Source organism: Paenibacillus jilunlii, assembly GCF_900102965.1.
GTDB classification, from domain to species: Bacteria; Bacillota; Bacilli; order Paenibacillales; family Paenibacillaceae; genus Paenibacillus_AQ; species Paenibacillus_AQ jilunlii.
The window spans coordinates 1-15,587 of sequence record NZ_FNGM01000005.1; the positions used below are offsets into that span (position 1 = coordinate 1).

Consider the following 15,587-nt stretch of genomic DNA (forward strand, 5'->3'; position numbering starts at 1 on the left):
AACTGCCAGTCTCCTGTGCAGCTTGGGTAGTTGCTGCGACACTGTTGCTTGCTGCCGAGATATTTCCCGCAGCATCCTTGGCTTTGACAGTATAGGTATAGGACGTATTTGCTGTTAGTCCGCTATCTGTATAGGTTGCCGTCGTACTCGTACCTACCTGTACTCCATTCCGGTAAACCATATAGCCAGTTACTCCCACATTATCTGTAGAAGCCGTCCAATTAAGGGATACAGAATACGACGTTGTCCCGGTCGCTGCCAGATTCTTCGGAGCTGTCGGAGCTTCTATATCACCAGCTCCGCCTTGGACTGGGACGATAAAATCATCAACATTGATATGGCCCCAATCATCCGTTCGCTCATCGACAATTTTGATATACATGGATGTGCCTATATATTGGGTAGCATCCCAGGATCTCTTCGTATACCCTTCCGTAACTCCTTTGGTACTCGGCCAATTCCAATAGCTTCCCGGTCCGCTTGACCGATAGAGCTCTTTGCCGTCTGAAGCACGAACAAAGGACACATACAATTTATCAATATCAGACCCCCCGCCGATCAGGAAACTAACCTGGCCATTACCCCCGAGTGTAAAACTTTTAGATTTTAATACTCCTGTTGCCGAATTCCCGCCACTCAAGTTCCCCCAAAAATGGTAATCACCAGCTTGATTAAACGGTTGGTTATTCCCGAATGTCGCTGTATTTGTAACCCCCGATTTGGAAAAAGCCGTTCCGCTCTCTATGATCCAACCGTTTAAGTTACCGCTTTCAAATCCATAATTCGTAATAGTTACAGATGCCGGAGGAGCAATTACAGTAACTGTGCTTGAAGAAATTTTAGCGCCGTCTCTTGTTTTGGCTGTAATCGTTGCGGTTCCTTCGGACTTCCCAGTAACTGCTCCATTAACCACCGACGCAACTGTCGTGTTGCTGGAACTCCATATCACATTTTTGTTCGTTGCGTTTGCTGGTGCAACTGTAGCATTCAGCGTTTTTTTGCCGCCTACCGTTACCTCCAGACTTGCAGCATTCAGGCTGACACTGCTGACTGGCACATCGGTATTTGCGGAATTCATTGCCCAGACTTTCAGTGACTTCACAACGATTGAACTGGTATTTGCATCTCCCCACAGTTGAAGGCCTTTTGCATCTGTTCTGGTAGAATAAGTACGTGTGGTAATGGATTTAAGTCCATTCAAGTAAGATTCCACCATTGATTTATCCAGGTATACGTGTAGTTTGACATTTTCACTGCCGATATCTACAGCACCCTTTTGGATGCCTTTATTTTGGCCTGCAATGGTTTTCGTCCGGTCAACACCATATTCTTTATTACTGTTTTTGTAGTAGATTAATGTCTCTTCTTCACTGTTAGGCGATTTTCGGACTTTGATCCCCACACTGTCAGCAGAGCCACGGCTCAATTCCATTTCGATCTCAACCGTATCGCTTTGAATGGAAGAAAGCGCAGCATTAGCAGCCGCAAAACTCGTATCTGTTGTAATATTTACAAGTTGCTGTCCTCTTAAGGACTGCAGCTCGGAAATTGGGTTGATCCCCAGCTTACCGTCCGGGCGCAGCGAAAGTTCTACAGGAAGCCCTGCATTATGCGCCCATCCTGCGTCGGACTCTTCCTGGGAGTTTCTTTCCCCTTGAGCAATGGTGAACATAATATTACGCCCTGTCTGCGGATCTTGAAACCCGCTTGGACCTGTAAAATGAAAGTCACCAAAATCCATTAATTGAGGTTCGGGGTCATCAGGTGTGAACTTCGCAGTAGAAGCATTCCAAGTACCAATCCAATAGTACACCTCCACATTCGCTCCGCTTCCGACCGGACTGATGGTCAACAAATGCTTGCCGCTTCCCAGCGGCATCAAAATCGGCATTTCCCATACGCCGCCTAATTCCGGATAAGTTGACGGATTTGTTTGATAGATTGGGCCGCGATAGGTCCAATTCATCAGATTAGGATCCGTTGTGGAATAGACAGCAGCCGATCCACCCTGGCCCTCGTACCCCGTCCCTACCAGCATATACCAGGTCGAACCCTCTTTGAACACGTACGGGTCTCTGAATTCACCGAATTTCCCGTATTGCTGGGCAACTGCCAGTTTGGGCTCTTTTACCCATTTCTTCAAATCGTTATCCCCATCCGTCTGAACTGTACTGCGGGCAACTCCTACGTTTTGATTGCTATTAAGGTACGCTCTTGAATCGTTGCCGGCAGTGAAGAAAAGGGTAGGATTCCCTGTATCGTCAATGACTGCGCTTCCAGTCCAATCACCATCGGGATCTACCTGGAACAATTCCGGCGACAAGGCCGGCTGCAAGTCTCTCCAATGCACCATGTCATCGCTGACCCAGTGGCCCCACTGCATATTGTGCCAATAAGGTCCGTGCTGGTTATTCTGATAGAACAAATGGTATTGCCCATTATAATACAACGGTGCATGGGGTTCATTCATCCAGTGCCCCGGAGCAATAGCATGATAAGTGGGACGATAGCGGTCACCGTCATAGATGCTCCGGTCAAAACTGAGGTTGGGTGTCGGCAGGTTTCCATCAAGCTTTGACATGTAGCTCTGATAGGAGTTATCTGCTTCAGCATTGGTATAGGCTCCGTTGTATATTTTCACATCATCGATAAGTCCATTAAACATGTTCAAAGGAAATACTCCAAGCTGGGTGCTCTGATTGTTTTTTCCGATCAAAAGCTGATTTCCTGAAGGTGTGATTGTGGAGTTTGAAGGGATACTGCTCTTAGCCACTTGACGTCCGTTAAGGAACAGCTTCATTGTGCCAGCCGCTCCGTCTACTGTAGCAATAATATGGGACCATTCATTTCTGGGAATAGGCTCATAGGACCAAACCTCATACCATTGCCCACCCGAGCCGATTTGAAATGACCAGGTTCCATGCCGGAACATTCCAAGGATAAAGCCTTGTTTACCCGGTTTATCCTGTTGGCTCACGATCGCTGAGAGCGTGCCGTTGTCGCCCCATTCATAGGCTCTGGGAGCAACCCAGGCTTCAATCGTCATACTCTTAGAGGGAGTTGTGATCAGAGGGTGTGTCACCCAATTCGAGTATCCGTCAAACAGCAGGGCCTTGTCAGAAATCCCGTCGGTACGCCATACCGGATCACTGGAAGGCTTGTAAACTGCATTATTGAAAACATAGTTGATAGCATCATTCGAATTGCTGATGTTTTCTTTTGTCGTTTTTCCGCTTCCCTCATCAAAGCTCCATTCCGCAATTTTAGCAGCCGCAGCTTCGGCTTTAGGTGCATAGATCCCATAAGGCATCATTAACAAAGCAGCAAGCAGACTAACCATTACCCTTATCCCTTTAATGTTTTTTACCACAAAACACCCTCCCGCTTTTCACAAAATGTTTTCCTTCATACCTGGCAGTGAACTAACTTTGAATCGTCTCCCTTCAAGCACTGAAAATTGAATTCACCGTAATAAATGTACTATGCGGCATGCATCACCCCTCTCAAATTGAATTACAGCAAAGAAAATAACACATTGGTAGCGCTTACATTACCTTCATAAACAAACTCTTTACACTAAGGAGGAAGCAAGTGTTAAAAAATCTCCTGATAGCGAAAGAGTTAATCGTTTGCGTAATCGATTACTTAACTTATAAAAAAAAGAGTCAGAGCGATTGTCTGACTATTAAATTGGCTTTTAAGCGATGTTCCTCTTTTCCAGAAGTGCCATCCTCAATTCTCTGCAACATCACTTCAGCTGTTTTTACACCAAGCTGGAATGACGGCTGTTGAATAACGGTTAACGGCGGATGAGTGACCCTTGTCCACTGAACATCATCGAATCCAACAACGGCCAACTGGTCCGGTATACGAATCGAATGGTCTTGCAAATACGTCATTGCCCCCATTGCCATCACATTATCCGTCACAAAAATAGCTGTCGGATTCTTCTCCAGCAAATCCCCCATCTTTCTGTATCCGTTCTCAAAGCTCACCTCTTCAAAACAAGTCAACGAATCATCCAATTCAAGGCCTGCGTTCATCAATGTTTCAGAATAACCCTCATACCGTTCAATCGTTGTTGTTACGGAAAGGGGACCGGATAAAAAAGCAATTTTATGGTGGCCTTTGTCTAGAATCCTTTGTGTTGCTTCCTTAGTCACAGTTTTGTTGTCAATGAGAACGGAATCTCGCTCACAATGATTAGGGACCCTATCAATATAAACCACAGGATAGTCTCCAAATAACTGTTCGTAATCACAATCCCTGCTGGCCGGAGCCACAATCAGTCCGTCAATCATTTGTGAATCAAACATACTGATTTCTTTGTTTTCCGCTTCAACATTATCACTGGAATCACTTAAGATAAGATGATAGCCCCTTTGTTTCAATACGCTTTGAACTCCGGCTGCTACCGACATAAAATAAAAGTTGGAAGTTTCAGAAGCAAGGATCGGTGCAAGAAACGCAATAATATACGACTTGCGGCTGCGTAGTGAGCGGGCTACCGAATTGATTCGGAAGTTTAACTCATTCATTGCAAAATGCACCTTCTGTTTCGTCTCATTTGACACAAACCGTGTCCCGTTAATGACATGCGAAACAGTAGCTGTAGATACATTAGCCCTTAACGCCACATCTTTAATACTGATATTCTTTTTTTCAGTCATCTAAATTACACCTGTCTCGTTTCGCATTAAGCATCTCCGATACCTCAATTGAAATTCGCAACGTATTCATTGAAGTAAACGATTACTTACTATATAATATATTTTCACTAGAAGCTTTTGTCAAATATTTTCTCATTTTATAATGATCAACCATAGAGCTTGTATCGGCGCCGCCATTTCATGAAAGAGCTCCCTTACAGCAGCAAGTTTTATTATTTCACCTGTCTACCGTAAGGGAAGTATATCAAGTTTTATTTTTTCATCCATGGCTGTCTGTTTCTATTTTTAGAAGTGTCTAACTCTCAAACGCAGGTTTCATTTTCCAGACTTCCATCGATTTAACCGTTAGGGTGCCGTCACCCCAAATCTGCATACCAAGAGCATCCGTACGGCTCGGATAAACGCGGGTCGTCAAGCTCTTCAGTTCGTTGGCGTAAGCCTCTACCATAGAGCGGTCCAAATAAATCTGCAACTTCAAATTCTCGCCGACCAGCTCCAGCCTTCCGCCTTGGACACCTCTGTCCCAATTTGGCAATTCGTCCAGTGATGATTTGTTTCGGTCCACCCTCAAAGCCGATTCCTTCCTGTCATAATAGAGCAACGTTTCTTCTTCACCACCGGGGGAGCAGCGAAATTTTATTCCCAACTGAGTGCATGTTCCCGCCCCCAGCTCTACCCGGATTCCCAGCATATCGCCTTTAACTTCTTTCAACAGATCATTGGCTTCGTCTAACGATTTATCTTCGATGGATGTGAGTTCCTCGCCGCGAAGCAGTTCCATTTCTTCGATCGGCCTTATTCCAAGCCTCCCGTCCTCGCGAAGGAATATGCTAAGGGGAATTCCCGCGTTATGGGCATATCCGGAATAATAATTAATTTCTGACGTTCTGACTCCCTGGGAAATGGTGAAGATGAGCTTACGTCCCGTCTTCGGATCAACCATGCCGCTAGGACCTGTGAAATGGAAATCGCCCAGATCAATTAACTGCGGCTCCTCCTGATCTGGAGTAAATCGCATGGCGTCCTTGTCAAAGGTACCGATCCAATAAAAAACTTCAACGTCGGCTTCAGGGCCAAGAGGGCTAATGAGCAAAATATGTTTTTCAGTTCCGGTTTTGTCCTGACCGAGCGGGAGAAATACGGGCAATTCCCACATATTACCAAGATAAGGGTATTTCTTTATATCGCTAATATAAAAGGGGCCCTTATACTCCCATTCGATCATGTTTTTTGACGTATAAGCGAGTAGCGTTCCCCCCTGTCCGCCGGTGCCCGAACCGATCAGCAGATACCAGGTGTCCCCGTCTTTCCAGACAAAAGGATCGCGGAAATCGCCATAGAAGCCTTGTCCTTTCTCTTGAACGATGACAGGAACGGGGTGTTTCTCCCAACGGATCAGATCGTTCTCACCGTCTTTCAGAAAGGTGCTTCGCGCCAGCCCTACCCGTTGGTTCGGAGTGGCGCTGTCGTCGCCGGCGGTATAGAACAATGCCGGAATGCCATTCTCGTCGTAAGCGGAACTGCCGGACCACACGCCATCCGGGTCCAGGCCATTCTCCTCTGGAGTAAGCGCCGATGGCAGATCCCGCCAATGCGCCAAGTCATTGCTAACCCAATGGCCCCAATGGATCGTATGCAAATACGGCCCATGCGGATCATGCTGATAGAACAAATGATATTGCCCGTTAAAATAAATTGGCGCGTGCGGCTCATTCATCCAATGCTGCGGTGGACTGAGATGATATTGCGGACGGTGCCTGTCGTTTGCAAGCAAGCGGCGTTCCAGTTTGATATCATCGTAAGGAATCGCCGGAATTGAACCTCCATAAGGAGTCACATATTCCCAATAAGACTGTCTCACTTCCTCCGCCGAAAGAGCCCTATTGTACATTTTTAATTCATCGATCATGCCGCTGTACATATTAAGCACATACGGTGTATCGCCCAATATGAAGCCCTTGTTATTCTTGGCAATCATTAAATCCGTGTTGCATGGTGTAATTACCGTGTTAGCAACGATTGATTTGGCTGCTACCTCTTCACCATTCAGATAGAGCTTCATCACGGCATTCCTACTGTCAAATGTTGCAACAATATAGGACCATTGATTCAGGGGAAGAGCATGCCCATCCGCCCAAATCTCAACCCATTCGTTATTTAATCCTACTTGCAAGGACCATTGGCCGTGACGTAAGATACCAAAGACAAAGCCTTCCTTTCTCTCGCGGTCATGTTGATTTACGATGGGCGAGAGTCTTGGTTCTATGCCTTTTTCATAGGAACGGGGCGCCACCCATGCCTCAATTGTAAGAGCGTCCTGCGGTATAACAATTTTCTCTGCCGGACGAGCGATCCAATTGGAATATCCGTCAAACATCAGTGCATTTCCACTGATACCTTTTCTCCTTGTCGGGTCATGAGAATCGTTATACCGCGCTTCGTTTAACACATACTCAATCTTATCATTGATTCCGGTAACGTGATCTAGCGCTTCCTTTCCACTTGCTTCGTCAAAAGACCAATGGCTGATTAATCCTCGTTTATTTTCCATTCGAAAGAATCTTTCCCTTCTTTATATATTCGTAGAGGGCACCTTAGAGGGTGTTCATGCCTTTGGCCTGAACCAACGGTTCCTTTCGGAACAAAGGCGTAATAATCAGAAGTCCAACTCCAAAAAACACACCAGCTAACAGATACATCACCATGACAGACAACTGATCCTTCAGCCATCCCGACATACTCATCGTTATCAGCATCGAGCCCATAAAGAGAGGAGACAGGATGCCATTCACTCGGCCGACATAAGCTTGCTCTGTATTTTTCAAAATCAAAGTCTGAACCGCTACCTGAAAGCCGGGCGTAACCATGCCTATGAAAAATTGAGCCAAGAGTGTAAGCCACATAAACGTCGATAGACCTGAAATCACCATACACAGCGCATTGACCGCCAAACCGACAGCAAGCAGAGTACGGGCCTGCATCACTTTGCTCAGCATTACCGTAAGGACTCCGCCGAGAATCATTCCCATACCGTTCAAAGAGAGCATCCACTGCAAATATTCCTTCGGCAATCCCAGCCTATCCGTAATGAGAAAGATGCCCATAGGCTGGATAAATCCGATTCCAAGACCAGTACAACAAAAACACATTCCCAACAAAAGCAAAACTTGTCTTTCTCTGATAAAATTCAGGCCTTGAGCCATTTCAATCCTCATACTATTCGAATGCTCCATCTTGTCGAGCCCCGTGTCTGCGGGCAGCAAAGATAAGACCGCAGCTGATAGAAGGAAACAAACCGAAACCAGACCGATAGAGACCGAAATGCCGAATTGATAATAACACAGCGTTCCCAGTACCGGTCCGAGCAACGTGAAGACGGCCATCACAGATTGAAACATGGACATTCCAGCCTGAAGCTGATCCTCCGGCACATGCCTCTTAAACAATTTCATACTTGATGGCTGAGAGAATTGCGACAAAATTGAAGAGACCAGTGTTGCTAAAAAGACGGCCTTCCATGTACCAAGCAGCAATGCCAGCAGAACGAACGCAACCGAAACGGCACTGCCTATATCGCACAAGACCATCGTTTTTTTGGGCTTCCATCGGTCTGCCCATACGCCTCCTATAAAGGAAAAAATAAATATTGGCGCAAATTCAGCAACAGATATCAGGGATACGGCCAATGCGCTGCCATTCGTCTTCTCCATAACAAACATCAATACCGCAAAGTTTCTGACCCAAATTCCAAGCTGCAAAAAAGTTATTGAAAACAAAATCCCAATCATAAACCGATTTCGCAGTAGCTTGCCTATCCCTGCTGTATGCTTTTTCATAGGTTCTCCTTTCTGAGAATATGAGCGGCCACATACTCGGAAAACTGTTCTACCGTCGAGGATTTCAGTTTTTCCCATTCCGCGCTTTCTATTTCAAGGCCGAACTCGGTCTCGACTCTGACCAAAAGACGCATGAAATCAAGCGAATCGAGCCCAAGTTCGGTCAAAGCTCCTCTTATTATTGTCTGTTTGGTATATCCATCGCCTTGATCCTGTATTTCGTTAAGAATTCGAATGATTTGATTAGCGATCGGTTGACTATCTGCCTCAAGGCGCAATTTCTTGTCATCGGCTGCTGCCTGTAAAGGATTCGGGAGCGCAGCGAAGTCCGTTTTGCCGTTGAATGTCAGGGGAACCCGATCGATCCTTACCACAAATGCAGGAACCATATAATCGGGCAGCGTACTGGATAGATGCGAAAGGATCGACTCTTCGTCAGTCATCCCGTCAGAAACGTAGTATGCGCACAGCGAGGGTTTTTCCCGGATATGAACTAGAGTCGCCACTGCATCGTATACACCTCCTACTTGGGTCAGTTGGTACTCAATTTCACCCAATTCAACCCGGTGCCCTCTCAGCTTTACCTGCCTATCGATTCGGCCCAGATAAACAAGCTGTCCGTCTATATCAACATTTACAAGATCGCCCGTCCGATAAAGCCTTTTTCCGGGATACGCCGGATGCCGGAAAAATTTTTCTTCTGTCAATTCAGGCTGATGCAAATAGCCGCGGGCCAAGCCGGCACCGGACACCAAGAGTTCTCCTTCAGAGCCCGCGGGACAGGGTTCCATTGAAGCAGTGACGATATGCACCTCGACGTTAGGGATGGGAAGGCCTATTTTCACTTCATTATCCGGTCCGCTGAATTTGTATACCGACGTACACACACTATTTTCCGTAGGTCCGTATTCATTGAATAGATCAGCTTGGGGCACAACTTGATAATGCTTCTTCACAAGAGATCTGGAAAAACCTTCTCCTGCTACCGTTACCTTCTTCAAGCTTTGCACGGCATCCGGGCATTCATCCAACAGGACCCTGTACAAGCTGGGTACCACAAGCAAGTGAGAGATCCGGCGACTTATCAATATGCTCCGGATATAACGCAGATCGTTCCGCATCCTCTGCCGGAGAAGAACTAGGACGGCTCCAGATGCCAGCCCTGTAAATAAGTCCTCTACAGAGCTGTCGAAAGATAGAGAAGCAAACTGAAGGATGTAATCCGATTCGTTAAACTTGTAATACTCTTTTCTCCAGGCTATCGTATTGGAAATAGACCGATGCTCGATCATTACACCCTTAGGCTTACCTGTAGAGCCAGACGTATAAATAATGTAGGCTAAATTATCAGGCTTGCATAAGGGTCTCATTTGCACCTCATCTGCGGACCAATCGATCGAATCAGTCATGAGAATTTCAAGCCTTCCGTATAACTCGTTCAAAACTTTGCTGGAGGAAGAATCAGCCATGACAATATCCGATCCGCTATCCTGAATCATGAAGATAGCCCTGTCTTCTGGAATTTCTTTGTCAACAGGCAAATAAGCGCCTCCAGATTTTAAAATGCCGAGGATACAAACAATCGCCTCAATGGAGCGCTCCATATATACGGCAACGACCGCTTCTGGTCCGATGCCTTTGCTCTGAAGGAGAACGGCAACCTTATTGGCTCTATTGTTTAATTCCCCGTATGTAAGCTCTTGTTCCTCAACAATTAAAGCTACCGCTTCGGGAGTTCTGAGCGCCTGTTCTTCAAAAAACTCGTGCAAACATTTCTCCAAGGTTTCCTCTCCTAATATCCGTATAGTCCTACATGAACGAAAATTGCTCCAGTCTGTGCATTGTCCGCTCGACCGTTTCAAGGTCATTGCCGTATACCAAAAAGAAAATGCGGTAAACACTTTTGCCGGCATGAACAGCCTTGGCAAAATTGTAAATCAGAAAGGAACCGCCGCTTGCATTTCGGGTCATGGCTGCACATATCTCGTCGAATCCGTAAGATACCGCGCTTTCCCCACGGATGAAACGACTTAATACATAGCGATGCTGCTGACGAAGCCTCCAAACCAGAGGCAGCAAGTAGGTTACTTGGGTGAACCTTGCATTAATCTCGATTACAGGAATGAGTTCGTCTTTATCGTCAATTATGGAATCAACACCTGCAATACCCGAGTAGCCCATTTCCATGAGACGGTTTCCCAGCTTCATCATGCTGTCTGAATAGCTGTTCAGCACAGCCTTTTCGTAGCTTGGTGTAAAATCGCTCCCTAAATAAATACCGTATTCATCAATTTTCTGCTCAGTTATGCCAAGTATTGTGACACGTCCTGCTTCAATCAAAAGCTGGCAGTTCATTGATCTTTTTATCGGATGCCACCCTTCCAGCAAAAGCTCGAAATCTTTCCTGCGCCTTCCAATAAATTGGAGCATCTGGGTGAACGAAGTTTCATCTTTGATGATCCGCATCCCTTTGCCTGACGATCCGAACGGGACCTTCAATACCGTTTTCTCGAATCCCTGCTCACGCAGCATGCGGTATGTCTGAATTAGTTCCCTCTCATTCGTGCAGAAATCCCCTTTCGTCAAGTTAAAACCAATTTCTGCGGCTAAACGCCTTGTCTGGAATTTGTCGTTAAAACGCTTGACCAAGAATGGGTCAGAACCATATACGCTAACAGCATTATGGTAAGCCTCCGCGCAGATAGCCTCATTTACGATATAGGGTACAAGAAGCGTCTTCCTCCCATGTCGCATGTCGGACCAAGGCAGTGAATTGGTGTCGCTGATCCGGCGAATCACGGGAATCTCGATGCCGTGGCCTTGCAAATATGAGATGAAACACTCATCCGGATTATGGCGAAACATGAGGGTATCGTCCGGCCGCGACAAAAAAATCATCTGCTGTTCCTGTTGGATAATCATCTCCATCTGACTATGATCCTGAATAGACGGAAACACACGGCTGTCGTTCCAGTCCTGCTCCTGATTAATGTTATAAAGCCAGTGCACATCCTTCTGCTCTTCGTGAAAACGAAAAATGCTGACCGGGGGCTTCATCCGGCAAGCGCTCTCTTTTGCTCTACCTTGGCTGCAATTTTCCGGATCGTGTCAAAGTGCTTCAATAATAGCTCATCATCCTCGAACGCAATATCAAAGACCGCTTCTAATTCCACAACCAAGCCAACAGCGCTCATAGAGTCAAGACCCAGCAAGGCAAGGTCCGTATCCGGATCGACGGCCTCTGAAAGTCTCAAAAGCCTACCCACGATCGCTGTGATATTCTCCGCTAATTTCATGTCCACACTATACCGCTCCTTTGTATATCCTTAGGTACATATTGATGGTGAAGCAGATCCGTGACATCCCCACGCTCTCGGATGACTGAAGGTGTGCCATTCGTCACCAGTGCCTCAAGGGGTGAAGGATGGCCCAAAAATTGCATGGGACTATAAGACAATCCGTACGCACCCGACTTTAACAGCACAATATAATCCCCTGTGTTAGCTTCTGGCAATTCGATATCCTTCGCCAAGCAATCCTCCGGTGTACACAAAGGTCCGACAAGGTGTACTCTTTCCGGGTTTCCTTGCGCGGGGGTGCCGTCGCTTCGCACGAGCCGGACGGGGAAGTTGTTTCTCATGGTCCTTCCTCTGAAGGTTGAGCTGACATGATGGTGCATCCCGCCGTCAAGAATGAGGAACTTCTCTCCCTTCGATTCCTTAACATACAGTACGCGCGCTACATAAACTCCTGACTCGGCAAGCAGAAACCGTCCGGATTCAATCATAAAACGTGTTTCGGGAGAATCACGGAGGTATTCCTCTACCAATCTGTTCGTTTCTCTGCAGACATGCTCGATGTCCAATTCTTTCTCATGTGAGAAGTAAGGAACTCCGAATCCTCCCCCCAGATCGATGAACTCGCATTCCAAACCGTGCTTCATCTGTAATTCCTTGGCAAGTTTTATTGTATAAATAAATGCTTGGATGATCTGATTGCTGTCCAGAATTTGGGTTCCTGCGTATACATGGATACCCTTGAACCTAATGTTTGGCGTACGTTTAAGCTTCTCGGCCATAACAGCAAGCGAAGATTCGTCGATCCCGAACTGTCTTGGTAGGCCGCCCATTCGAATTGCCGTATTCACGATACTCATATCGGGATTGATCCGAATCCCGATGCCGGCGGTGATGTTCCTCTCTGCGGCCAGCGCTGCGATCAGATCAACCTCGGCAAATGATTCTGCATTGATGCAATAAATCTTGTATTCTAAGGCTTTTTCGAGTTCCTCTACCGTTTTTCCCGGACCGGAGAAAATGATCCGCTCCGGCGGAAATCCAGCCATATGTGCCAGATACAACTCTCCCATAGAGGCCACCTCGACACCGCTTCCCCAACCGCGAAACCGCGCAGCCAGGCTCATATTGTTGTTCGCTTTCAGCGAAAGCACAACATCAACAGATGGATGTAAGGACATCCGCAATTTATGGTAACGATCGTGTATGACATCCTCGTCGTATAAATAAAGAGGCGTACCAAGCTCCTGCGCCCATTTTGCGATGCTGCAATCCTCAATCCTCATGTAATGAACCTGCCGTTTCCTCATATTGTGAATCCAGTCCGGTACCCACTGCTTCAAGCGCTTCTTCCAGTACTGGGACATCTACAGCTTCTGCCTTTAGCAGCATCTCGGTCATACGGTCCAGATGATGATTCAAACCCGAGAAATAATATTTCGACATCCAGAAGTAGGAATCGTTAAGGCAATCGATTACCAAGGCCGCCTGATTGAGCAAACGATCGTTTGTCTTAATAAGAGCCAGGTTCTGCAAATAACGAAGCCGAGTCAAGAATCCGCTTTTGTTCTCAACAAATTTTTTCATGCCGAGAAGGATATGCTTTTCCATCAATAAGGATGGATGCTCGTAGAGAATCGTCCGGGCAAGTTCGGCAAACCCTTGGTAAATGGAAATTCCAGTCCATTCTAGACAATGGAGTTCTCCGCCTTCCGGTGTTCTTTCCTTGATCTTCCTCTCTGCGCCGGCCAGGCTGTTTTCAATTGATTCATAGATTTTGTATAAGCGCACAGGTTGTACCGGTGGTGATTTTAAGCGAATAAGAGTATAAGGCATTTCGAATCTTCCCAGCCATCTATACGCTTTGCGATCATCCCGCACCTGCTTAATGGCACAGTCAAAGGCGGTTTCCAGCTGTTCAAAAGGGATCTCCCGGACCGACCAATTATCGTTAAGTAAAATCAGGACGTACCATATGCAGCGTAAGCTGTCATAACCACATATTAAAAACTCATGGATCACATGATCTTTCTGATATTGCGGCGTTTGCTCCAGATAATAATGATCGCAGGCGATCAACACATAGTTGTTTCTGTCGATAGCCTCCTTTGTAAACGAACAAAACTCGCTTCTTCCGGGGATCACCGTATCCGTATCCAGCATGCGGCCGTAAAACCAATTCATATCGTAATATTCCAGCCGGTAATATTGGACCCAGAATTGATCAATAGGGGCGCCGAGACTGAATCCCATCTCAAGTTCAATAAACCTTTCCATGAACCATGGCTTGAGTCGCTCCTCCGTCATTAAAGGGGCAAGACGGTAGACATGCCAGCAATCATGAGTTATACCCGTAGATAAATGTAACGGCAGCATTTTTCTCATCGTCGAAAATTCCTTTGAGAGAGTTCATAGCCCGCCGATAGAGCGAATAGATGCAAGTTCGGACAATCAGGCAGTTCGATGCACTGGATTTTCTTCCGTTTGGTCAATTCGAAATGGTAGGCATAAATGAATACCTTATGATTAAGCGGCTGAATGACACCATTTTCATTTTTTGCGCAGCGGCCAGAGTAAGCAGCCGACTCACTGAACATCGGTTTCGTCGCTTCCCAGTCGGTAACTTTAACGGGAAGTTGCTCAGAATCCATATCTTCGTAATGGACAATTAAGCTTTCGAAAGGACAGCCCCACTCTCCGCATCCCAGAAACGACAGAAAACCCACGATCGGATTCTCAACATGAACTGGAATCTTTTGTCCACGGCAGGAAAGGTTGTCGGGTTTAAATCCGTCTACTTCCGGAAATAAAAATTCCACCATTCCTACTTGGATCCCTCTATCTTCCGGTATGTCCTCGCTCAAAAAAAACTCGCCGGTACCCGTAAAATCTGCCTGATGGCCGCCGTTTAATGAGCCGAATGCCGTGTTGTTGAACCACGGTGCCAGCTCGAACGTTTCACAACTTCTAAGAACAGGTCTCAGCACAGGCTTCTGCCGGGTAACGTGCGGAGCATACTGCAGCACTCCTGTAAGCAGCTTGTATAATTGCTCTTCCAAATCGGCAGTCTCTTGCACTTTCAGGCTGATGCGTTTCAACAGACCGGATTCTTCCGCACCGTTGCAAAAAGCTTTATAAAACATTCCAGTTATTATTTTCCATTTTTCAGCCAAAATCTTGAAGTCAATCGCTATTTCTTTAAGCGCGTTTTTACCATGCCAGTCTTGCTCGGACAAGTAGTCGAGATATACGCTGAATTTCTTCCGATTGTTACTTATGGTATAAAGATGATTAGAGATAGGCGGCCCATAGGGTGGCAGCAGCGGACGATAACCGTTAAATTCCGCTTTCAAATCCATGCTGCGAATATCTTCGGCTAATTTCCTCATGGCCGAGAAAGGATCGCTGGCTCCACTTCCCCTCTCAAAGTGGTTGAGCGATTTGCTGAGCAAGCCACGAACGTCGGGAACAAGTTCTTTCCCGATAACCGTAAAGGTTGTGACCGGAATACGCTCCCCGATCCATTCTTCAATCGATACCTTCTCCCCCTCACATCCATACCAGCTGTCTGTGCAGATGAAGCTTTGAGTCAATGAATCCCAGCCTGTCGCAATGATGGCATGCTCATAGGGAGTTTCATGGCGATTGTAGTTCGTATCCCAAGGTATGCAGCTTGATTTCAACTCGAAAACCGACGGTTTTGCAGCGCGAAGCTCCTCCTTCAGCAAAGTTGCGGCATCCTTTATTCGGCATGAATGAAAGTGAGCACGCACACCATGGTTCTG

The 15,587-nt window shown here is 46.5% G+C and carries 10 protein-coding genes; all 10 read right to left on the reverse strand.

Annotated elements, in window-relative coordinates; translation table 11 throughout:
- Positions 1 to 3,370 (reverse strand): GH32 C-terminal domain-containing protein (locus BLQ82_RS32965; protein WP_280140362.1); only part of this gene is annotated, 3,370 nt, incomplete at its 3' end.
- 295 nt (positions 3,371 to 3,665) lie between these two features.
- Positions 3,666 to 4,670 (reverse strand): LacI family DNA-binding transcriptional regulator, encoded by a 1,005-nt coding sequence (locus BLQ82_RS10760; protein WP_062527324.1) that lies wholly within the window; start codon positions 4,668 to 4,670, stop codon positions 3,666 to 3,668.
- 295 nt (positions 4,671 to 4,965) lie between these two features.
- Complete coding sequence (locus BLQ82_RS10765) at positions 4,966 to 7,221, reverse strand: GH32 C-terminal domain-containing protein (RefSeq protein WP_062527321.1); 2,256 nt, start codon at positions 7,219 to 7,221, stop codon at positions 4,966 to 4,968.
- A gap of 43 nt (positions 7,222 to 7,264) precedes the next feature.
- The gene (locus BLQ82_RS10770) at positions 7,265 to 8,506 is read right to left on the reverse strand and encodes an MFS transporter (RefSeq protein ID WP_062527319.1); all 1,242 of its coding nucleotides are present in this window, start codon (positions 8,504 to 8,506) and stop codon (positions 7,265 to 7,267) included.
- Positions 8,503 to 10,287 carry a non-ribosomal peptide synthetase gene (locus tag BLQ82_RS10775; RefSeq protein ID WP_062527316.1) on the reverse strand — a complete coding sequence of 595 codons (1,785 nt, stop codon included), beginning with the start codon at positions 10,285 to 10,287 and terminating at the stop codon, positions 8,503 to 8,505. Before BLQ82_RS10775 ends, BLQ82_RS10770 begins: the two co-directional genes overlap by 4 nt.
- 28 nt (positions 10,288 to 10,315) lie before the next feature.
- Positions 10,316 to 11,434, reverse strand: a complete 1,119-nt coding sequence (locus BLQ82_RS10780; RefSeq protein WP_163704452.1) for an ATP-grasp domain-containing protein — start codon at positions 11,432 to 11,434, stop codon at positions 10,316 to 10,318.
- Positions 11,435 to 11,559: 125 nt separating this feature from the next.
- Positions 11,560 to 11,802, reverse strand: a complete 243-nt coding sequence (locus tag BLQ82_RS10785; RefSeq protein WP_062527814.1) for an acyl carrier protein — start codon at positions 11,800 to 11,802, stop codon at positions 11,560 to 11,562.
- Positions 11,799 to 13,088, reverse strand: coding sequence for a diaminopimelate decarboxylase (gene lysA, locus BLQ82_RS10790; RefSeq protein WP_062527312.1), 1,290 nt, complete (start codon positions 13,086 to 13,088; stop codon positions 11,799 to 11,801). The genes BLQ82_RS10785 and lysA overlap by 4 nt, the downstream gene beginning before the upstream one ends.
- Positions 13,078 to 14,187 (reverse strand): hypothetical protein, encoded by a 1,110-nt coding sequence (locus tag BLQ82_RS10795; protein ID WP_143013403.1) that lies wholly within the window; start codon positions 14,185 to 14,187, stop codon positions 13,078 to 13,080. Before BLQ82_RS10795 ends, lysA begins: the two co-directional genes overlap by 11 nt.
- The gene (locus tag BLQ82_RS10800; RefSeq protein ID WP_062527308.1) at positions 14,184 to 15,530 is read right to left on the reverse strand and encodes a hypothetical protein; all 1,347 of its coding nucleotides are present in this window, start codon (positions 15,528 to 15,530) and stop codon (positions 14,184 to 14,186) included. The genes BLQ82_RS10795 and BLQ82_RS10800 overlap by 4 nt, the downstream gene beginning before the upstream one ends.
- Between the last annotated feature and the right edge of the window lie 57 nt (positions 15,531 to 15,587).